The sequence below is a fragment of the Acinetobacter kanungonis genome (assembly GCF_009939195.1).
GTDB classification, from domain to species: domain Bacteria; phylum Pseudomonadota; class Gammaproteobacteria; order Pseudomonadales; family Moraxellaceae; genus Acinetobacter; species Acinetobacter kanungonis.
In genome coordinates, this window is record NZ_JAACKC010000007.1 from 134861 (window position 1) to 156795 (window position 21935).

General features: G+C 43.4%; 20 protein-coding genes and 1 pseudogene. 6 read left to right on the plus strand and 15 right to left on the minus strand.

Annotated elements, in window-relative coordinates; translation table 11 throughout:
* Positions 1-45 precede the first annotated feature (45 nt).
* The 4 genes from GWK51_RS13700 (at position 46) to GWK51_RS13715 (ending at position 2196) form a co-directional block, all read left to right on the plus strand.
* Entirely contained in the window at positions 46-411 is a 366-nt protein-coding gene (locus tag GWK51_RS13700; RefSeq protein ID WP_142768977.1) for a DUF423 domain-containing protein, read from the plus strand.
* A gap of 26 nt (positions 412-437) precedes the next feature.
* Entirely contained in the window at positions 438-635 is a 198-nt protein-coding gene (thiS, locus tag GWK51_RS13705) for a sulfur carrier protein ThiS (protein ID WP_100243143.1), read from the plus strand.
* A gap of 12 nt (positions 636-647) precedes the next feature.
* Positions 648-1433 (plus strand): thiazole synthase, encoded by a 786-nt coding sequence (locus GWK51_RS13710; protein ID WP_100243144.1) that lies wholly within the window; start codon positions 648-650, stop codon positions 1431-1433.
* Positions 1434-1506: 73 nt separating this feature from the next.
* Positions 1507-2196 (plus strand): hypothetical protein, encoded by a 690-nt coding sequence (locus GWK51_RS13715; RefSeq protein WP_161934143.1) that lies wholly within the window; start codon positions 1507-1509, stop codon positions 2194-2196.
* A gap of 58 nt (positions 2197-2254) precedes the next feature.
* On the opposite strand, the gene GWK51_RS13720 is transcribed toward GWK51_RS13715, so the two are convergent.
* The gene (locus GWK51_RS13720; protein ID WP_161934122.1) at positions 2255-2866 is read right to left on the minus strand and encodes a glutathione S-transferase N-terminal domain-containing protein; all 612 of its coding nucleotides are present in this window, start codon (positions 2864-2866) and stop codon (positions 2255-2257) included.
* Between the two features lie 215 nt (positions 2867-3081).
* Between GWK51_RS13720 and GWK51_RS13725 the strand changes: the two genes are divergently transcribed.
* Both GWK51_RS13725 and trmB read left to right on the plus strand, forming a co-directional pair.
* On the plus strand, positions 3082-4530 hold the full coding sequence (locus GWK51_RS13725; RefSeq protein ID WP_161934123.1) for a SulP family inorganic anion transporter: 1449 nt from the start codon (positions 3082-3084) through the stop codon (positions 4528-4530).
* Positions 4531-4746: 216 nt separating this feature from the next.
* Positions 4747-5463, plus strand: coding sequence for a tRNA (guanosine(46)-N7)-methyltransferase TrmB (gene trmB, locus GWK51_RS13730; protein ID WP_100243162.1), 717 nt, complete (start codon positions 4747-4749; stop codon positions 5461-5463).
* A gap of 73 nt (positions 5464-5536) precedes the next feature.
* On the opposite strand, the gene GWK51_RS13735 is transcribed toward trmB, so the two are convergent.
* From GWK51_RS13735 to GWK51_RS13800, 14 genes and pseudogenes are all read right to left on the minus strand, one after another.
* Positions 5537-6334: a Rossmann-like and DUF2520 domain-containing protein gene (locus GWK51_RS13735; protein WP_268895817.1), complete on the minus strand. Its 798-nt coding sequence runs from the start codon at positions 6332-6334 to the stop codon at positions 5537-5539.
* 71 nt (positions 6335-6405) lie between these two features.
* A complete protein-coding gene (locus GWK51_RS13740; RefSeq protein ID WP_161934125.1) occupies positions 6406-7440 on the minus strand; it encodes a DUF1311 domain-containing protein in 1035 nt (344 codons plus the stop codon).
* Positions 7441-7582: 142 nt separating this feature from the next.
* The gene (locus GWK51_RS13745; protein WP_161934126.1) at positions 7583-9691 is read right to left on the minus strand and encodes a TonB-dependent receptor; all 2109 of its coding nucleotides are present in this window, start codon (positions 9689-9691) and stop codon (positions 7583-7585) included.
* 94 nt (positions 9692-9785) lie between these two features.
* Complete coding sequence (locus GWK51_RS13750; RefSeq protein WP_161934127.1) at positions 9786-12215, minus strand: glucose/quinate/shikimate family membrane-bound PQQ-dependent dehydrogenase; 2430 nt, start codon at positions 12213-12215, stop codon at positions 9786-9788.
* 179 nt (positions 12216-12394) lie between these two features.
* Positions 12395-13711, minus strand: coding sequence for a carbohydrate porin (locus tag GWK51_RS13755; protein ID WP_161934128.1), 1317 nt, complete (start codon positions 13709-13711; stop codon positions 12395-12397).
* 60 nt (positions 13712-13771) lie between these two features.
* On the minus strand, positions 13772-15232 hold the full coding sequence (locus tag GWK51_RS13760) for a NosD domain-containing protein (protein WP_161934129.1): 1461 nt from the start codon (positions 15230-15232) through the stop codon (positions 13772-13774).
* Between the two features lie 29 nt (positions 15233-15261).
* On the minus strand, positions 15262-16122 hold the full coding sequence (aroD, locus tag GWK51_RS13765) for a type I 3-dehydroquinate dehydratase (RefSeq protein ID WP_161934130.1): 861 nt from the start codon (positions 16120-16122) through the stop codon (positions 15262-15264).
* A gap of 150 nt (positions 16123-16272) precedes the next feature.
* Positions 16273-16902, minus strand: a complete 630-nt coding sequence (gene pcaG / locus GWK51_RS13770) for a protocatechuate 3,4-dioxygenase subunit alpha (protein ID WP_161934131.1) — start codon at positions 16900-16902, stop codon at positions 16273-16275.
* Between the two features lie 15 nt (positions 16903-16917).
* Positions 16918-17643: a protocatechuate 3,4-dioxygenase subunit beta gene (gene pcaH / locus GWK51_RS13775; protein WP_142768988.1), complete on the minus strand. Its 726-nt coding sequence runs from the start codon at positions 17641-17643 to the stop codon at positions 16918-16920.
* A 27-nt stretch (positions 17644-17670) separates the two neighbouring features.
* On the minus strand, positions 17671-18105 hold the full coding sequence (pcaC, locus tag GWK51_RS13780; RefSeq protein ID WP_161934132.1) for a 4-carboxymuconolactone decarboxylase: 435 nt from the start codon (positions 18103-18105) through the stop codon (positions 17671-17673).
* 14 nt (positions 18106-18119) lie between these two features.
* Positions 18120-19475, minus strand: a complete 1356-nt coding sequence (locus GWK51_RS13785; protein WP_100243157.1) for an MFS transporter — start codon at positions 19473-19475, stop codon at positions 18120-18122.
* A 41-nt stretch (positions 19476-19516) separates the two neighbouring features.
* Positions 19517-20293, minus strand: coding sequence for a 3-oxoadipate enol-lactonase (pcaD, locus tag GWK51_RS13790; protein WP_216071778.1), 777 nt, complete (start codon positions 20291-20293; stop codon positions 19517-19519).
* Between the two features lie 8 nt (positions 20294-20301).
* On the minus strand, positions 20302-21657 hold the full coding sequence (pcaB, locus tag GWK51_RS13795) for a 3-carboxy-cis,cis-muconate cycloisomerase (RefSeq protein WP_161934134.1): 1356 nt from the start codon (positions 21655-21657) through the stop codon (positions 20302-20304).
* A gap of 34 nt (positions 21658-21691) precedes the next feature.
* Positions 21692-21935, minus strand: a pseudogene (locus GWK51_RS13800) (acetyl-CoA C-acyltransferase); the annotation flags it as partial.

Sequence of the window (21935 nt, forward strand, 5' to 3'; positions counted from 1 at the left end):
AATATGCTAAGGTTATGCGCAAATTTGTTCAGGTCATCATGGCTTATGTGGATCGCAATCTCTGCACTTAATTTAGCAATTGCTGTCATGTTAGGCGCTTTTGGTGCTCATGGTTTAAAAGCCCGTGCAACCGAAGCTCAATTGGCTTGGTGGCAGACTGCAACAGATTATTTTTTCTACCATGCATTGGGCTTATTGGCGCTCGCCATTTTGGCAAAAGTAGTTCCACAACTTCCAATTAAAGTGAGTTTCGCCCTCATTCAAATTGGAATTTTCTTCTTTTGCGGTTCTTTGTATGTCATGGCTTTGGGTTTACCTCGCGGCTTGGGTGCCATTACACCAATTGGCGGTGCATTGATGATTGCTGGATGGCTGATTCTGGCTTGGAATGCTTATAAATACGCCAAATAAAGTCGCAGATTGTTGGGAATTAAAACATGCAAATTTTTCTAAATGGCGAAGCACAAGAAACTTCTTGCCTGAATCTTTTACAACTGGTTCAAGAATTAGAACTGGAAGGCAAACGCTTTGCTGTCGAACAAAATGAAATGATTATTTCTAAATCTAAACTCGAGCAAACCCCCATTTGTGATCAAGATCGCATTGAAATTATTCATGCCGTTGGTGGCGGCTAATTCGGAGCTCCCATGGAAGATACCCCTCTTATTGTAGGTTCAAGAACATTTCACTCACGTCTGTTAGTGGGCACGGGGAAATATAAAGATTTAAACGAAACTGACTTAGCCATTCAAGCCAGTGGTGCTGAAATCGTCACGGTGGCCATTCGTCGTGTGAATATCGGGCAACACCCCGATCAGCCGAATTTGCTTTCTGTGATTCCACCAGAAAAATACACCATTTTACCGAATACAGCAGGCTGCTTTGATGCAAACAGTGCAATCCGTACCTGTATGTTGGCACGTGAACTCTTAGATGGTCACAATCTGGTGAAACTGGAAGTATTGGGTGATGAGAAAACACTTTATCCAAATATTACCGAAACCTTGAAAGCTGCACGCACCCTGATTGATGATGGTTTCGAGATTATGGTTTACACCTCGGATGACCCAATTGTGGCGCAAGAGCTGGAAAGCATGGGCTGTGTCGCAATTATGCCTTTAGGGAGTTTGATTGGTTCAGGTTTAGGTATTTTAAATCCACACACCATTTCAATTATTAAAGAAAATGCCAAAGTTCCAGTGTTGGTCGATGCTGGCGTAGGTACTGCCAGTGATGCTGCGATTGCAATGGAACTTGGTTGTGACGGCGTGCTGATGAATACGGCAATTGCTGCTGCACAAAATCCGATTTTAATGGCATCTGCCATGAAAAAAGCGGTTGAAGCAGGACGTGAAGCTTTCCTTGCAGGACGTATGCCACGCAAGCGTATGGCAAATGCCAGCTCGCCTGAAACGGGTTATTTCTTTAAATAATGAATGACTAAAATGGATTCTTCGGAATCCATTTTTTCTTTTAAACTTTTCTTATAATAAAGCTATGAATCATATGCTAAAAACAATACTTCCACTAACTTTAATCAGTTTCAGCACAGTCACCTTAGCAGCTTCAGACAAATCAGCTTATGCAAAGTTTGTTCCCCAAGGCTGGACCGTTTTAGAAACAGCCACTGGCGATTTAAACCGTGATGGCAAAATAGATGCTGCGCTTATTATTCAGCAAAATAACCCAAACAATATCAAAAGCCATGAAGGTTTAGGCAGTGATCGCTTAAATCTGAATCCGAGAAAACTATTAATCCTCTTTCAAACAGCGCAAGGTTATCAACTGATTACTGAAAACGACTCGCTTCCCACTGAGAATGACGAAGAATCCCCTTGCCTTGCTGACCCACTGGAAGATGGAGGTATGTCCATAACCAAAGGATTACTCAAGATAAACCTGCATTATTGGTTAAGTTGTGGCTCATGGTACGTTACCAATAACAGCTATACTTTCCGCTATCAAAATAACAACTTAAGCTTGATTGGTTTCGATAGCAATGATTTTCATCGTGCTTCGGGCGACATCACCGAGAGAAGCATCAATTTTTCTACCAGTAAAGTCAAAACCACGACAGGGAAAAATGAATTTGCAGATGCGTCACAACCCATAAAGGTTCAGTGGAGTACACTAAAAAATAAGTACCCACTGACACTGCAAGATATCGATTTCAGTGAATATACGGAATACCAATAAAAAATGCCTCTTCGTGAGGCATCTTTTAACTGTAGTCTTAAGACCTAGATTTCATTGATTAAGGAATTAAGCCTTCATCGCGCATCGCCATTTGTACAGACTGGCGTTCAGCCACTTTATTGCGAATTGCGATAATATTCGTATACGGCGTTAAATCATGATGAATGTAGTTTGACCAGTTGGTTAGCACGAATAAGTAAGCATCTGCAGGTCCAAAATTATCATCTACCAAATAATCGTGATCCGATTCCGCAATGGCTTGATCGATATGTGTTAATAAACGGTCAATTTCAGCATAAGCTTTGGTTTTAGCTTCTTCTGACAACGCCCCACAGAAGAACACCGCATAGGCATCATGCAGTTCAGAATTCAAATAACCCAACCATTCCAGTACTTTGGCACGACCTAAACCTGATGGTGGAATCAAGTCTTGCTTTGGATCGTGCTGTGCCAGAAACGGTAAAATTGCAACATTTTCAGTAAGAATTAACCCTGGATTAATTTCCAGCGCTGGCACATAACCTTTTGGGTTAATGGCATAATAATCTTCGCCTTTTTCTGTTTTATGGGTCTTAAGGTCTACACGAACCAGATCAAAATCGACATTAATTTCATTTAGAATAATATGTGATGCCAATGAAGAAGCGCCTGGGGAATAATAAAGCTTCATATATAATCCTTGTTATCTAACTCTTTAATTTTTTAAATGCCTTCAGACAAACTTTCAAGCGTTCAGACCTGTAAATTGCAAAAAAGCGTAACGACTTATAAATAGTACTTCTTGAATATTGTTCAATTTTTACAATTTTTCAAGACAATCTCGTGTGCTTTTTTATTGTTAGATGTTTTAACATACACATTCTTTAAATTTAATGAAATGTCGTAGTGATTAGCCTTAAAAGATCAGAATGGTTATCAAATATTCGTACTGATGTACTTGCGGGTATTGTTGTTGGTTTAGCCCTTATTCCCGAATCTATCGCTTTCTCCGCCATTGCGGGTGTTGACCCTCAAGTGGGTTTATATGCCTCCTTCTGTATAGCCGTTAGTATTGCCTTTTTTGGTGGACGCCCTGCCATGATTTCTGCGGCTACAGGTGCCATGGCATTGCTGATGATTACCCTTGTGAAAGATCACGGATTACAGTACCTGTTTGCAACCACCATTTTGACTGGTCTGATTCAGATTATTGCAGGCTATTTTAAAGTCGCGAAACTGATGCGCTTTGTTTCGCAGTCGGTCGTCTATGGCTTTGTGAATGCCTTAGCTATTTTGATTTTTGTGGCACAAATCCCTGAAATACAAAAAATGGACTATATCGGCTATGGCTTTGTCGCTTTAGGCTTGGTGATTGTCTATCTATTCCCTTATATCCCTAAAATTGGCAAATTGCTGCCTGCTCCACTGGTTTGTATTATTTTACTGAGCTTAGTGGCACTGGTTTTTGGCGCAGACATGCGCACCGTCAGTGATTTAGGACAGTTCCCAGACACGCTACCTGTCTTTTTAATTCCAGATATTCCTCTGAATCTGGAAACCTTAAAAATCATCTTCCCTTATGCCATGACTTTAGCAACTGTTGGCTTACTGGAAACCATGATGACCACCACCATTGTCAATGAAGTCACGGGTACTGAAGGTGACCGCCATAAAGAATGTCGTGGTCAAGGTTATGCCAATATTGTCAGTGGTTTTATGGGCGGTATGGCAGGTTGTGCCATGATTGGTCAATCGATTATTAACGTGAGTTCTGGCGCACGCACACGACTTTCGACCCTAGTCGCAGGTGTGTTCTTGCTGTGTCTGGTGGTGTTTTTAAAAGACTGGCTGGCGTACATTCCAATGGCTGCGCTGGTTGCGATTATGATTATGGTGTCGTTTACCACCTTTAACTGGGATTCGGTCAAGCAGTTTAGTAAACATCCTAAACAAAGTAACATCGTCATGTTAAGTGTAGTGGTGATTGTATTGGCAACGCACAATTTGGCACTCGGTGTATTTGTCGGGGTCTGTCTATCTGCCCTGTTCCTTGTGAACAAGTTGGAAAGTGAAGTGAAAGTGCAAGCTCAGCAATTGAATACTGAAACGCTGCAATACCAAATTTCAGGACAGATCTTCTTTAGCAGTTCAGAAAAATTCTATCAATTCTTTGATTTTTCAACTGTTGCGAAACGTGTCATTCTGGATTTAACCCATGCGCATGTCTGGGATATTACTTCGGTGAATATGTTGAATACTGTCGTGCAAAAATTTCGAGATCAGGGCATCGAGATTGAAGTGGTCGGTTTAAATGAAGCCAGCAGCACACTGATTGATCGCTACAATCCGCTGTAAAACTTGCGATGTATGAGGAAAGAGCTGGTGATTCAGCTCTTTTTTTTATTGCGTAAATTAATCATCGAAAATCATGCGCAACGCGAATTTCCTAGACCTGAAATTTACCCTGACAAAATCAAAAACAATTTAATTGCCGAAATAACGGTAAAAAATTTGACTTGCCGGTCTCAGGATTTAAAATACCGCTTTCGAATTTTTACATTTGCCAAAGTTATGTCAACCGATCTATTAGAACCGCAAGTCGTCGAGCTAGACAACTTAAATGAGCATCGTGAAATTGTGACGTATATGCGTCGCTCTGCTCCGCTGAATACTTCTCAACGTACTGCGCTTGAACAATATGGTCACTTGATTTTGGAATATCCAGTAGGTGATTTGCGTCAGCATTTTGAACACCCTGAACGTCCTTTGACCGTTGAAATCGGTTTTGGTATGGGTCGCTCACTGGTGCTAATGGCTAAAGCCAATCCAGAGCGCAACTTTGTCGGGATTGAAGTTCACATTCCTGGTATCGCACAATGCGTATATGAAGCAGGCATGGCCGAACTGAAAAACTTACGTGTTTTAGATGCCGATGCGATTCAAGTGCTACGTGAAATGCCAGACAACAGCATCAACTGCGTACAATTGTATTTCCCAGACCCATGGCAGAAAAAACGTCACTTTAAACGTCGTTTCGTTTCACATGACCGTATGCCACTGGTTGAGCAGAAGTTGGAAATGGGTGGAACATTCCATGCCGCAACTGACTGGGAACCGTATGCAGAATGGATGCTGGATGTATTAGACAACCGTCCAAATCTTGAAAATCTGGCAGGTAAAGGCAATAGCTACCCGCGTCCTGAATGGCGTCCACAAACCAAATTTGAACGTCGTGGTTTGGAAGCTGGTCACAAAATTAATGACTTTATTTTCAAGAAAATTAAGTAATCCATCTCGGTAAAATTTTTCTCAAGCATGATCCAATGCATGCTTGAGATTCCCCCTCTCAAGATCAAATCATTTATTCAGCTTGATGACGTTGCATAATCTGCTGACTCATTAAGGCATATACTTCAGCCAAATCTGGTCGTTGTAAATCCGTTAAGATCGACTGATGCATCTGTAAAATATTCACATCCCCGCGTACTGCAGGCCCTGTTTGCATGGTTTTAGGATCATTCTGCGTGGCTTTGGCGGCTGTTTCCAAAATCAATGGATAGAGTAAGCTAAAATCTACCTGTGTCTGATCGACTATTTGCTTGCTCATGTCATAACAGGAGTTGGCAAAATTACAGGCGAACACGGCTGCCAAATGCAGACTTAAACGTTGCTGCGAACTATAAGCATAGACACGGTCACTAAGCTGTTGTGCCAGTTGCAATAAACACTGTTGATCTTCTTCAACTGCTGCTTCAACAAAGAGCGGGGTTTGCTTCCAGTCAATCTCGCGTTCCAAGCTAAAAGTCTGTAAAGGATAAAACACACCTGAACGTGGGTGATGTTGCTGCAATCGCTGTAAATCAGTACTACCAGAAGTATGCACAATCAGCACATTCGGCAATAATGGTGCTACTTCAGCAATAATCGTGGCTATAGATTGATCACTCACAGCAAGTATCAACAGATCAATGTCAGAATTTAATGCAGTGAGCGATCGACAAGGCTGTGCCGCCACCTGCGCTGCGAATTGCTGTGTCTTTTCCCAAGTCCGACTATAAATTTGCACAATTTGATGCTGTGACTTTAAAGCTGATGCCAAATGGTGAGCAACGCGTCCCGCACCAATAAAACTAATTCGCATGTCTGCTATTTCTCTCAATTTCTGTGCTAAGCATGCCAATAAAAAAAGGACGAATCAATTCGTCCTTTTTATTTCAAACAGCTTTTGTATTAACTAAAGACATTGTTCAGATAAACAATACGTTCAGTTGTTTTTTTGTTAAAGCATTTGGTGTATTGCATATCCTGATTTTGTGCTTTCATTTGCTCATCCCAATAATCGTGATGCTGCTGATAGGTTTCACGATCTTTTTCGGGAATATTATAAACACTCGTTTGTGCAAGCACTTTACAGTCTACATCCCGCTTTTCAAACCAATCAGACTGGTCTTGTTGCAACTGTTCTTTTTGCTCACTGGTAAAATTATCCCAAGTCTGATTTAAGCGCTCTACCACTTTCGACTGGTCATCATTGAGTTCTTTTTGTCGGATATCCATCGCCTTTTGAGCCAATTCCTGTTGCTCGGCTTCCTTTTGCATGTAAGCCTCATGGCTATCTGCATTGGCTTTATTTTCTTCTTCATAAGCGGCAAGTTGTACTGCTTTTTCAGTGATATAGACCAAACCATCTAACACTGTATTTTCTTTGGGTAACTGAAGTTGAATACCTTCTTTATCGGTTTTAATCAACTGATAATTAAATGATCCTTTCAACTGATCTTTCTGCAAGCTCAAACCATACGATTCACTTTCCAGTAAATCATTCAAGGTGTCATAGCGATCACAATCATCACAACTTTCTGCTTCATAACCATTTTCAGCACGTTGCTGTAACCCTTTCGGCATTTTCACAATCAGCTCGCTACGGCATTCTAATTGTTTAGATGTATCTGGTTGTTCAGTCACTGTAGTAATGCTTTTCACTTCAAAATGAATGTTTTGGGTGATGGTATCGGTCAGGTTTTTATCTGCCTGATAGTAACTAGAGTCACGTAAAGCTTTATCCAGTTTTTTTAGATAGTCTTGCTGTAGCGCAGCCTTTATCTCTTTTAATTTTGCTTCATTGCTACAGTCCCATTCATTGACTGCGGGTACTGCTTGTTCTGCTTCAGCGCTGTCTTTCTTTCCTTTAAAGAAATCACACCCTGTTAAAAGCATACTGCTACACAATGTTGCAAAAACCAAAGTATTGGCAAATTTATTCATATAAAGCCTAATGTCTGTTTGTTATTTTTCGAGGCGTATTTAAGCAAATTTGTAATAAAAAAACGAGCACCTCCGCCATGAAAGATTTTCAACCATAACAAAGGGGCAATTTAGCCCCTTTTGTATTCTGCCTCAGTTTCAATTAAAAGGTCTTGTTTACACTCATTCCTAGACTAAAATTACGTCCATCCGCAGGTTCAAAATAGCGCCCATTACTGTCATTTACGATGACAGAACCGACATAGTTACGGTCAAACAAATTATCGATGCGCGCGTAGGTATTGATTTTCCAGTCTTGATTCACCCATAAATAACCCACGTTTGCCGCCACAACAGTATAACTTGGTGCAGTATCCGAGTTGATATCATCGACATAGATTTTATCCATATAACGCGCTTCCAAACCTGCCTGAAAGCCCTGTTCAGGTTGCCACGCCAAACCTGCAAAAGCCTGATTCTTAGCAATCCCCGGAATATACGTTCCTTTCTGAATGAGTGGTTTAGTTGTGGTTGCAGGAATATCTGCGTCAAAGGTTGCATCCAAATAACTATAACTGGTTCGAATATTCAGGTCTTGCCAGAGTTGCTTTTGCCACGACAACTCCAGCCCTTCACGTAAGGTTTTTTCTGCATTACGGAAGGTACTCCGCCCGCCATTGGCGTCATCAGGCACAATATCATCTTTGGTTTCGGTATGAAACACCGCAAAAGTAAACAGCCCAGATGGATTTTGTGATTTTAAACCGAGTTCGGTCGTGTCGCTGGTTGCTGGTTTTAAATCAAAGTTAATCCCTGACGTTCCCACCGTAGGATACGCCATTTCGGTAAAGGTCGGCGTTTCAAACCCTTTGCCATAACTGGCATAGGCATAGAGCTCAGGCAATATATCCCAGCCCAAGGCAACAGTCGGAAGTAATTTCTGATAGTCGGTACTGCCACTGTCATCGCCATTGCTTGTGGTGATGTAATGATCGTCTGATTCATAATTGACATTGCTATAGCGCAGACCCGCATCTAGATGCCATTGCGGTAAAAACTGCCATGAGGCTTGGATGTAGGGATCAAGATTCCATAAGGTATTGACTTCATCTCGACGTAGCGCGCCTTTCACACCATAACGCCCTGCCGAATCGAAGTTCTCATAGCCTTGACGATCTTCCCGCATTTGGTCGAATGCCAAGCCTGCAATGAAAGTGGTGTTCGGTAACAAGTCTTTGCCTGTCCAACGTAAATCTGCACCGTAGTAGTCCCGATCAAAATCGATCACACCACCCGCATGACGCGGATTTTTTTGTGCACTGCTCGGAATCGACTGATATTGCACCACTTGGCGATTACCCAAATAGAACATGGCATAGAGTTCGTTCTGATCATTCAGCGGTTTGCTCCATGTCAGCCCTGTCTGGGTCTGATCAATACTTTTACGTACATCATAAACATTCTGACTGTCATTGACCTGTTTCGGATTGGCTTGCCATTGTGTTCGATTTAAACCTTGAGGATCATCGGCCTCTATTTTCGTACGGTTCATCAGCCAATTAATTTTACTGCCATCCTCCAGATTCCAAGTGAGCTTGGCATTATTCAATACTTTGTTCGCAGCACTATGATCACGGAAACCGTCTGTATCGAAATAAGAAGAACTAATCACATAAGCAGGCTGATTGGCTTGCTCTGAACCGCCTTGCAGTTGAATATTGGCCTGCTGCTTATGGTGACTGCCTGCAATGAAACCCACCTGAATAGAATCTTTCCCCTGACCTTCTTTGGTCTGAGTCAAAATGGTGCCGCCCGAAGAATTCCCGTAAATGGCAGAAAATGGACCTGTCAGAACTTCAATATTGTCTAAGCTGTCTAAATCAATATTCGAGCTTTGCCCTTGCCCATCTGGCATGGTGGCAGGAATACCATCCACATACAGGCGAATACCCCGCACCCCAAAGGTGGAACGTGCGCCAAAGCCGCGCATGGAAATTTGCAAATCTTGCGCGTAGTTTTCACGATTATTGATTTGTAAGCCCGCGACACCCTGCAGTACTTCAGATAGATTGACATTGGTATTTTCTTGCGTCTTTGGCGCTTGAATTTTCTGCACTGAGGCTGAGGTCTGCAACAATTCACTATCCGTACGCACCGCTTGCACTTTAATCACTGGAAGTTGCTGGTATTCGGAAGAATCTTGGGCATGCAGTGCCATCGACTGCAAGATCACAGCAGTCAATAATGCATATTGAAAGGGAAATGGAGTCATATTAAGTAATCTCACAAGATATCCTTTTCTTATCATCTGGTAGAGTGTAAAAAGCCCCTCTAGTACAGAAGGGCTTTCCGTGTCTTCTTGTTGATTATTCGCCTAAGCTATAGGCAATCACATAATCGCCATGATCAGGTGACTGACGTGCGCCGCCTGCGGAAACAACCACATATTGTTTACCCGTTTTTGGTGAAATATAGCTCATTGGCGTACCTTGGCTACCCACTGGTAAACGTGCTTTCCATACCTCTTTACCATTTGAAGAGTTGAAAGCGCGTAAGTAGTAATCCTGTGTTGCAGCGAAGAACACCAAACCACCTTGTGTCGCCATTGGACCGCCAATGGTTGGCATACCAATCGGTGCTTTTAAGCCCATTTTGATGCCCATAGGACCTGTATCTTCTACAGTACCCAACGGAACCTGCCATGCAATTTGACGTGTTTTCATGTCAATTGCAGTCATGGTACCAAATGGTGGTTTCTGACAAGGGATACTTAATGCTGACCAGAAACGGTTTTTGTTGACTTTGTATGGTGTACCTTTCATTGGCACTGCACCCATACCCGTATTCACTTTCTCACCGCCATTGGCTTGAATCGCCAAGTCTTCAGGGGTTTGTTTGATCAACTGAATCCAAAGTCCTAGACGCATGTCATTTACAAACATATAGCGATGGGTTGGATCGAATGCGATAGAACCCCAGTTCATACCACCCAACGAACCTGGGAAGCTTAATGACACATCAGTGCCTGGTGCAGTAAATAGACCTTCATAACGCATCGATTTAAAATTGATACGACACATCAATTGATCGAATGGCGTTGCGCCCCACATGTCAGATTCAGTTAAAGTCGCATTGCCAATTTGTGGCATTTCAACTGAACGTGGCTGGGTCAAACTGTATTGTTCGTTTGGAATGTCCGCGGCTTTGACAGGCTGTTCAACGACTTTGGTTAATGGTTTACCTGTCACACGGTCAAGCACAAAGAACTGACCAGACTTAGTACCAATCACCACAGCAGGTTTAGTCGAACCGTCTTTTAGCGGGAAATCCACCAAACTTGGTTGCATTGGTAAATCAAAGTCCCATAAATCATTATGAACGGTTTGATAGACCCACTTCTCTTTACCTGTGGTCGCATCTAAAGCCAATACCGACGTATTGTATTTATGATCCAGCGGCTGACGGTTTGCACCCCAAAGGTCAACCGAAGAACTGCCCATCGGTAAGAACACGGTATTCATTTGCGGGTCATAAGACATAGCAGCCCATGAGTTGGCTGAACTACGTTTATAAGTTTCACCTGGTTTTAACACATAGTTCGGATCTGGATTACGCGGATCGAATGCCCAACGCAACTGACCTGTAATGACATCGTATGCACGAATCACACCACCCGGCATGTCTGCACCCACGTTATCGGCAATACGGCTACCAATGACAATGGAGGTTCCTGCAATGGTCGGTGCTGAAGTGACTTCAAAGCGTGGCGCTTTGGTGCCATCACCTAAGCCTTCAAGCAGATTTACCGTACCATCGACACCGAAGTCTTTACAGCGTTCACCTGTATCTGCATTCACTGCAATTAAACGGCCATCAGGGGTATTGGTATAGACACGACGTGGACATGCCGTATTGGTCGCGACAGCAGTCACGGCAGTTGCCCCTGCTAAAGTTGGCTGAACCAATGTTTGAGTCGAATCAAAATAAGCTACACCACGGCAACGTTCCCACGCATCCGCTTTAGAGTTGACCTCGGCTTTCCAGATTTGCTTACCTGTGTCCGCATCCAAAGCAATGATGTTGTTATGCGGGGTACACAACAAGACTTTGTTGCCCACCTGCAATGGGGTCATTTGATCTTCTGCACCATTACCCGACCCTGTGGTCATATCACCCGTTTGGAAACGCCAAGCTTCTTTAAGCTTAGACACGTTATTACGGTTAATTTGATCAAGCGCAGCGAAACGGCTACCGCCTGCATCACTGCCGTAATGATCCCAATTCACTTGCTGTTTACTGGGTTCTACAGGTACAAGCGGCAATTCCTGACCCGATGCTTCAACGGTTGGATGTGGAATAAACATGCCATATAAACCGCCGATCATACCCAGAACGGTTAATCCACCGACGACATAAGCCGGTGCGTTCATTGCATCTTGTTGCTGGTATTTACGGATAGAAGGCAGCGTAAACAGTACTGCAGCAAAGAGTCCTGCTGGGAACATCAGGCGAGAATGCAGTGGCCAGAATTCAAAGCCAGTATCAATCAATGCCCAAATGACAGTGCCAATAAAGACTAAACTGAATAATCCAACCCCAAGGGCTTTTTTTCTAAAAATGAAAATCGCTGAAACGATGGTCACTAAGCCTGCAATAAAGAAGTACCAAGAGCCACCTAAACTGATGAGCTTTCCGCCACCAATTAAATAAAATAGGCCTGTTAACAATAAGGCTAAGCCAAGGACAAAGCACCATATTTTAAATATGAGTCCTGGCTTTGATTGAGCTTCAGACATACATCTTACTCCAAGTGCCGTGCGTTTAAATGATCACTCCCTCTCTCCTTTGAGTATCATTTATCTTCACGAATAAATTCTTGTGCTTTCGCAACTGGGTTACGAAAGCCATGACTTAAGTGTTTAAACAAAACAGCACTACTGTTTATATTTTAATCATTTTTCCAATCTAAGTGCTGTTAAAAATTAACTTTCATACTTAAACCCGCAACCCAAGCATCCTCTACTTCTTTAACCCCTGTTGGTTGGTAGATGTATTGCAGGTTCGGTCTAAGCATGACCGCTGGTGACCATTGGTAGGTATAGTTCAGCTCGACATTCAGCTCGTCACGCTGAATCGGAACGTAGTCGCTGGCAATGGCATCGTAACTGTAGTAACCACGACCTTCATTGGTGGCAATTTGTTTATCTGTAACGCGATCATTGACCACATAATTTGCAAAGCCCAGACCAATCGAGTCGTTCGGACGGCTATCAAATGGACCTTTGTACCAAAGTGCCAATTGTTGTGTACTTTCCACTGTTGTCGTGGCTTTATCGTTCACGACGCCATTAAAGCTAATGTATAAACCACGTTTTGGATCGGTGCCGTGTTGTGTCAATTGTTGTTGGGCATTCAGCCAGAAACTGTATTTGCTATCTTGCATTTCACCACTGCGAATATCTTTCGCTTCCGCAGTAGAGTACAAAGCACCCACTTTATATTCCCCCGGCAAGCTGTTGAATGCCGCTAATTTGGGTTTCCAAGCCAACTCTAAAGGAATGGTGGCACCCTCAACATTATCCATATCGAGGTTAAAGCCATCGCTGTTGGATTGTGTTTTGACATTGTCAGGATTGACTTCATACACACCCAAGCCGAGTGACCATGCAGGGGCAAATTGATACTTCAGGTTAGTACCCCAAACCCCGACCGGCCAGTTGTACCAGATTGAACCAATCGATTTACCTAACTGACCGCCGCATAGCAGCAAGTTTTGGAATTCACATTGTGAGCTGTTAAAGTCATCCGACATGCCCATACGACCAATCTTGAATTGGACTTTATTGTCATCAAATCCAGTTTTGATCCATGCTTGAGTAAGGCGCCAGATTTTTCCGCGTCCGTAAATTTCTTGGGTATTGCCTAATGTGCTAGCACGCGGATCTTTAATACGCTCTAGCGTTAAAGAATTACCATCACGTTTGGTGATCATTAAACCTGCTGTGGTATTTTCCCAACCCGCAATTTTGTTCAAATCAAAATTAGCACCTAAGGTCAGTTGTCCAGCATTTTCCAAAGTATTGTCATCGTTATAACCACCATCCAGATTGGTTGCCGCCTGACTCATAATAGCTGCTGTAAATTTATAACCTTGATCTTCCAGCTGCTTCCGCTCACCGTTCCAATCCCCAAATAACCATTGACGATCAGCCGAATAAAATTCATTTGCAGAAGCCAGTTGGCAAGTCAGAAGTGCCAAAGATAATGTGCCAAGTTTTAATAGTTGTTGCATACCAAACATCCTTTTTTGTGAGGAAAGCTCAACTCAAGTGAGCTTTCCATGCGGTTTTTATTATTTAATGCGAACGGCTGGGCTGAGTTCAGAAGTTGCGCCCAAATGGTCGGTTACATTGGCTGTCACACTTGCAGCACCACTCAGTGCTTTCCAAGTGGCTTGACCTTGACCTTGTGCATTGGTTGTGAGCACTTGAGCACCTAAGTACTGTTCAGCTTCTTGACTATTCGCTTGACGGTTGGCAAAGAATTCAACCTGATAACGCTGATTTGGTTGCCCTTGAACTGTCGCGGTAATTTGTCCTTTGCTATAGCTTAAACGCGGTGCTTGGATGTTTTGGTTAGGCATCGCATTACAGCCTTCTTGGTTTGGCTGTGTGCAAGTTTTTTGAAGTTTTGCATCTTCAATCACCACACCACCACCACGAGAACCGACAAAACCTGCATGCTCAAGTGCTGGTACAGCAAATACAATGGCACCTAAACGTTGGTTGGGTACACATGAACCGCCTGCTTCACAACGCTTAATATCTTTACCGTTATCCCAAATCGAGTTCTTGGTTAAGGTAGTGCGTGCATTGGCATCTTTTTCTGAACGTATAGCTATCCCTAAACGGTTACCATGCACTTTGTTGCTGTCAAAGATGTTGCCATCACCCGTGAGGTTAAAACCTATCGAGTTATTGGTCAGTTCGTTATAAGCAACGTAGTTACGTTTACCCCAGTTAATTTGCAAACCATCAGAATAGTTTTCAAACTTGTTGCCGACCACAGCGTTGTCATTGCCCCAAAGAATTTCAATGCCCTGAGATGGCTCTGGGTTGGCTTTGGTTGAAGTGAACAGGTTATTAGCCACAAGGTTAAATGCTGCACCACGCGTCAGTTCTAAACCATCGCCATTGTCTACAAACAAGTTATTCAAGACTTTGTTGTTATTGGTGGTGGTTGAGGTTGGGTTGCCTTTACCATCATCACCCGTCAACATCACGCCTGAACCACCGTAGTTATTGCTAATACGGTTGTGCTGAATCAAGTTGTTGCTTGAACGGTTAACTAAGACACCAATACAGAAACGGTGAATATCCAGACCTTTTAAAGTCACACCATTCACATCTTGCAGCACCAGACCCGGTAGAGTCATGGTACGGACGTTGGTGCCATACTGTTCAGGATTTGCACCCGGGCAAGCTTTGGCACCTTCACCTTTGATGTAATTGGAACCATCAATGGCAATAAACTCACCAGTTTTATCCCACTGCGTTCCAATAATTTTCACGGAAGATTTGATGGGTGGTAAAGCTTGATTCAGCTTAATGACATAAGGCGCTTTGCCCACTGCCTGAATTTGAATTTCATTTTCTTGTGCAGCATTGGCATTGGATTGTTCAATTGCCCAGCGTAATGAACCTTTGGCACTATCGTCCTGATAGCGGTCAACAATATAAGTTTCTGCACTGGCAAGACCAGAAGCCGCCAAACTTAAAACCAGTGTGCTTAAACGTAAAGCTGATAATTTCATGTTCAAATCCTTTTTTATATCTTCAAGTCTTAAGGTGTAGGCTGCACAGTTTTAAGGAACTGTTTAAGTTGAGTCACATCAATTTGACCTGGTGCTGAAGCCTCACCAATCATGCCGAAACTGAGGCTGCCCCCCATGTTGGCAGTAGCGACACGCGAGATCGTGCCCAATTGCCCCATCGACATGGTCAATAATGGTTTTTGACTTTTTTGGCTTACAGCAAGCGTTGCATTCATCAGGGTAAAGACATCTTGTTTAGATTTCGGCATCACCGCAATTTTCAAAATATCTGCGCCCATTTGGTCTTGTTTCAGCAAACGGTTTTCAATTTCTTGTTGTTCAGGAGTTTTATTAAAATCGTGATTCGACATGATCACTAACACATGTTTATCATGCGCCAATTTGGTCAATTTTGCGACACTGCCTGCATCACGGAACATCTCGATATCGAGCAATTGCATGAATGGCTTTTTCAAATATTCACGATAAATCTTTTCATAGTCCTGGTCAGACACCGTCATTTTTCCGCCTTCGTTATGGGTACGAATGGTGGCAATCAGCGGTTTGTCTTTTAAAATTTGATTGAGTTGCTGACCAAGTGCAATGACTTTTTTCGTGTCAGCAGAAAATTCGAGTAAATCGATACGGAATTCAGCCAAATCGACATCAGGATTGCTGGCAATCACTTTGGCTTGTGCAATCGCTTGTTCAGCCGTTTTTGCGGTAATGGGTACGATGGTTTTAACAGGTAAGTCGCCAATATTGACGTTTTTCACCATATAGTGTTGTGCGTTTGATTGAGCCACTTCAGCTGCAAAGGTCGTTGGCATTACTGCAAGAACAGCGCTGCTTAAGCATAATTGAATTGCTAATTTTTTGATGGTAATCATTACAGTTCCTTGTATTTTCAAACTATCGCCTGACTTCAGTCATCAGCCGCAAACATACGTGGGATTCATGCAATGGGACATGGAATCACCACGTATAAACTTCTATCTATTCGGCTCGTGCAAGATGACTTACAACAAGCTTTCGGGAGTTTAGATATCTAAAAACACCGTTTCATCTTCGCCTTGAATGCGAATATCGAAACGATAAACTACTTCACCATCACGCTCTTCGCGCTTGGCAATTAAAGTCTGACGACGTGGTGCCCACTCAATGCTTTTCAGCACTGGGTCTTGCGCATTGGCTTCTGCTTCATCATCGAAATAAACACGTGTGTTCAAACCAATGTTGATACCGCGTGCAAAAATGATCAGGGCGATATGTGGTGCTTGAGTTGTGCCTTTACGCCCAGGTACTGCACCCGGCTTAATGGTGTCGAAACTCCAGAAACCTGTGTCAAAGTCTGCACCTGTACGTCCCCAGCCGAGGAAATTAGGATCTGCTGGTTTGCCTTGGCTATCTGCAGCACTTGGGTATACACCATTGGCATCTGCTTGCCAGATCTCGATGAGAACGTCACGTAATGGCAAACCTAAACCATCAAAGACTTGACCTTCTAAACGAATACGTTCGCCTAAAGTATTTTCTTTAACTAACTGGTTGTTAAAGTTATTTTCAAAGACTTCAATATTGGCTTGTTTTGGTAATAAACCAATGTGTACGTATGGTCCACCTGTTTGAGATGGCGTTTCATGTAATTCTTGAAAATTCCAATTGTTCATGTTGTTCTCCCTGAATTAAGTCAAATCATTTTCGAAATAAGTCGCACGACGACCACGTAAAGTGATGTCAAAGCGGTAACAACGGCTGTCTGCTTCAATGAAATTGCTCTTGTCTTCTAAAGCAATTAGTGCACGACGTTGTTCTTCCGAAGGAATGGTTTTAATAATTGGACACGAATCAATTAAGGTATCGCCTTCAAAGTAGAACTGCGAAATAAGACGCTGCGCCCAACCATCAGCGATCAAAGAGAAATGGATGTGCGCAGGACGCCATTCATTAATACGGTTACGCCAAGGGTAAGGACCTGGTTTAATGGTACGAAATACAAAATAACCATTAGCATCTGTCATCATGCGACCACAACCACCAAAGTTCGGATCCATTGCCCCAATATATTGATCATTTGGATGACGGTAACGACCTGAAGCATTGGCTTGCCAAACTTCGAGCAAGGCATTTTTCACTGGACGACCAAACTGGTCACGTACATAACCATGCACAATAATGCGCTCACCAATTGGTAAACCTTCTTTGGCATAGTTCAAAATCAAATCGTTGTCTTTTGGACCAAACTGCTCTGCACTAAAATGTGGTGCTGTGACTTCAGTTAAAGTTTCTGCAATTGAGATCAATGCATTTTTAGGCGAACGCAATACACTGGTTTTATAGCCAGGTGTATATGCTGGCGGATGATCATCGGTATTGCGTTGTGCGTATGCACCTAAAATAAGTTGCGACATGTGAAGTCCCTCTTAAACTTGTTCCATTTACTCTTGGTTGGTTTGTTCTTGGTTTAACTGCTTTTCATTCAGTTTTTGGGGTGCAATACCCAAATCCGCAAAAACCTCTTCTGCCATATGCATGGCTGCGTTTGCTGCTGGTAGACCTGCATACAATGAACAATGCAGAATCAACTCTTTTAAATCGTCCTTGGTCACACCGTTGTTAAAGCAAGCACGTAAATGCATACGCAATTCGTCTTCACGACCGAGCGACAATAAAATCGCGATGGTCACTAAACTACGGGTATGACGCGGTAAACCTGGTCTAGACCAAACTTCACCCCAAGCAAAACGGCTGATAAAGTTTTGAAAATCTGCGTTAAAGTCATTCAGGTTCTCGATCGAACGATTCACATGCTTTTCACCCAGCACTTCAGTTCTAACTTTGATCCCTTGTTCATAGCGTTGTTCATCATTCATGGGAGAACCCTCAATTAAGTTGCATCAGTGTGAGCAACAAGTGATTTAACAAAAATTGCGACAGCTGCTGCGGTTGCAGGAATCATCAGCAAGCTTAAAATTGCGGTAAATGACCAGTCATTGCCGAGTAAAACCGCACCAATCCAAGCACCAAACACCGCACCGAAACGACCAATCCCTGACATCCAAGCCACACCCGTTGCACGACATTGGGTTGGATAAAAACGAGCACTTAAAGCTGGCATTGAAGACTGTGCACCATTAATTGCGATACCTGCACAGAGCACTAAAATTGCAAGTAAGGTTGGATTCGCTAAGCTCTGACCCACGGCAACAGCAAATAAACCCGCCACCATGTAGAAGCCAGCGATAATTCGGTTTGGATTGAAACGGTCCATTGCCCAGCCAATAAATAAAGCGCTGAGTACACCACCAAACTGGAATAAACCACCAATAAATGCTGCACGCTCCATGGTTGCGCCTGTTTCACGCATTAAGGTTGGTAACCAACTGGTGAGTAGATAGATCATCACCAAACCCATGAAATAGGTAAGCCAAAGTAAAACCGTCCCTTTGACATATTGCTTAGAGAACAACATGCCAAATACGCCTTTCTTCTCTGCACCATCAATTTTTTCTTCGGGTACATGAAATTCAGTCACACCCTGTACTTGAGCAGGTGCAATACGTGACAGAATTTGATGAACTTTGGCGTTATCACCACCTTTCACAATCAAGAAACGGTACGATTCAGGTAAGAAGAAAATCACCAAAAGCATTAAAATCAGCGGAGACCAACCACCTAGCAAGAATAGGCTGTGCCATCCAAATGCTGGAATAAGCCAACTACTAATAAATCCGCCTGTTGCCATACCCAAGTTGTAACCACAGAACATGCAGGTGACGAGTAAAGAACGTGAACGTTTTGGACAATATTCAGAGAATAATGTGGTTGCGTTCGGCATTGCCGCACCCAAGCCAATACCCGTTAAAAAGCGCAGTACCACCAACGTATCTAAATCAGGTGCATAAGCTGATGCCAACGTAAAGCCACCAAAAATCAACATGGAAACGCTTAATACCACCTTACGACCAAAACGGTCAGCCGTAGGACCAGACACCAAAGCCCCAATGATCATGCCGCCTAATGCCGCACTCATCACTGGACCCAATTGTGAACGGTCTACGCCCCAGTCTTGTGCTAAGGCTGGCGCAATAAAACCCATTGCTGCAGTATCAATACCATCAACAAAAACAATGAAAAAACATACAATTGCGATAAGCCACTGATACTTGCTAAGTGGTGCATCATTGATCAGTGCCTGTGCGTCTATACTCGTTTTTTGAGTAGCGTATTCCTGAGACGCCATACCTGCCTCCTTAGGCTGAAAGTCCTTTTTAAATCCTTAAACTATTGAATCGAACCAATGAATTGACTGAGGGTTTGATTAAACAGCTCAGGTTGTTCGATATTGGAAAGATGCGATGCGTCAATCACCGCGAGTTCACTATTTTGAATCTGTTGTTGCATGAAAATGCCGTCAGCAACCGTGGTCACAGGATCGAATGCCCCTGCAATCACTAAAGTTGGGATATGAATGTTTTGAATTTCATTGCTTAAATCGGCTTGTGCCAATGCACGGCAAGATTCTGCATATCCCAATGCTGGGGTCGTTGCTAAAGACTGAATGGTACGTTGTGCCAAAGCATCATGTTGATAATCAAACTGTTCGCTGAACCAACGGGTATGCGTCGTCTTAACCAAGTCCGCAACACCGTTTTCAGTCACTGCATCTGCACGTGCATTCCAACCTTCCGCAGTCCAGATTTTGGCTGCCGAGTTCGCTACAGTAATGCTATGAAAACGCGCTGAATGATGAATACCTAACCATAACGCGGTCATACCGCCCATGGAAATCCCGCAAAAATGGGCTTTTTCAATATTCAAACCATTGAGGATATCAATCACATCTTCAGCAAGATTTTGTACAGTCGTATGCTCAATCACATCGCTATGCCCATGACCACGAGTGTCATAGGTCACGACTTTAAAATGCTGTTCAAATGCCGCAACTTGAGGTTGCCACATGCCCTTGTCTGTGCCGAGTGAATTTGAAAATACAATTACAGGGGCATTTTCTTGACCGCTAATTTGCACAGCCAAACATTTGCCCTGACGATTAGTCATTGTAATATTCACTTTGCCTCTCCTTTTGCTTCCTGCAACACCGCATCAATCTGGTCTTGAATATTGCCAAGATATGATTCGGGTTTAAAAATTTCTGAAATCTGCGCTGCGCTAAACAAGTCTTTGACTTGATCCAGTTCCGCAATCACATCTTTTAAATGCACACCTTCGGCAACAGCTGTTTTACAGGCAGCTTCCACTACATGATGCGCCTGTAAACGTCCCATATGTGGTGCCAAAGCCATCATCACGGCTTCTGCCATAATTAAGCCTTGGGTACATTCCAAATTACGCTGCATGTTCTCGGCATTGACTTGCATCCCCTGCAGTACATCCAATGTGCGCGCTAAAGCACCGGCACAAAGTTGGAAGATTTCTGGGATCGCCAGCCATTCTGCATGCCAAGCACCTAAGCTACGCTCGTGTTCCTGCACCATGCTTTGGTACAAGCTCGACATCAATGCAGGTACACGGTTCGCCGCTGCCAATACAGATGCCGCCGCAACTGGATTACGCTTGTGTGGCATGGTGGATGAACCACCACGACCTTTTGCAGTAGGCTCAAAGATTTCTGCAATTTCTGTTTGCATCATCAACGACCAGTCACGTGCCATTTTGCCCAAGCTGCCTGTGACCATCGCAACAACACTTGCGACTTCGACAATACGGTCACGCTCGCCATGCCACGTACAGCTTGGAACTGAAAGTTGTAACTGCGCTGCAAAGGCTTGAACGACTGCTGTACCTTGATGCTGCAAAGATGCCAATGAACCCACAGCACCACCCAATTGAGCAGTAAACACACGCGTTTTCATGGCTTCGATACGGGCTAAATCACGATGAAATGCCGAAGCCCAACGCGCTAATTTATGACCCAAGGTAATTGGCAGGCCTTGCTGCAACCAAGTACGACCAATCATGACTTGTGCACGATACTGCTGTGCTTGAGCCAAAGCAGTGCGATAACATTGCTGAATTAAGGTTTCAACCTGCGCCATTGCTGCACGGCATTGCAAAATACATGCGGTATCTAAAATGTCCTGACTGGTTGCACCCCAGTGCACATAGCGCGCAGCATCTTCATCGCTTTGTTTCACAATTGCGGTCAATTGCTTTACAAATGGAATCGCAATATTGCCCGCCAAGCCTGTTGCCACAGTCAAAGCATCAAAATCAATCTGATCGAGTGCAGTTGCTGCAATGTTCGAAATTGCTGTTGCAGCAGATTCTGGAATGACACCCACTTGAGCCTGAGCTTGCGCCAACGCGACTTCAGTTTGAATCATGTAAGAGACCAAAGCGCGATCACTGAAAATTTCAGTCACTTCATTTTGGTAAAATAAGCTGGCATATAACTGGCTCATGTTTGTCTTTCCCTAATCCGCTTTGCTCATCCAATTAAACGCGCTGAATAATCAGCGCAATGCCTTGCCCCACACCAATACACATTGAACACAGGGCATAAGTACCACCGGTTTGTTCCAATTGATTCAGTGCAGTTGTCACCAAACGTGCACCTGAAGCACCGAGTGGATGACCAATCGCAATCGCACCACCATTCGGATTGACTTGAGTCGTGTCATCTGCCAGACCAAGATCACGGGTGACTGCAAGTGCTTGTGCAGCAAAAGCTTCATTCAGC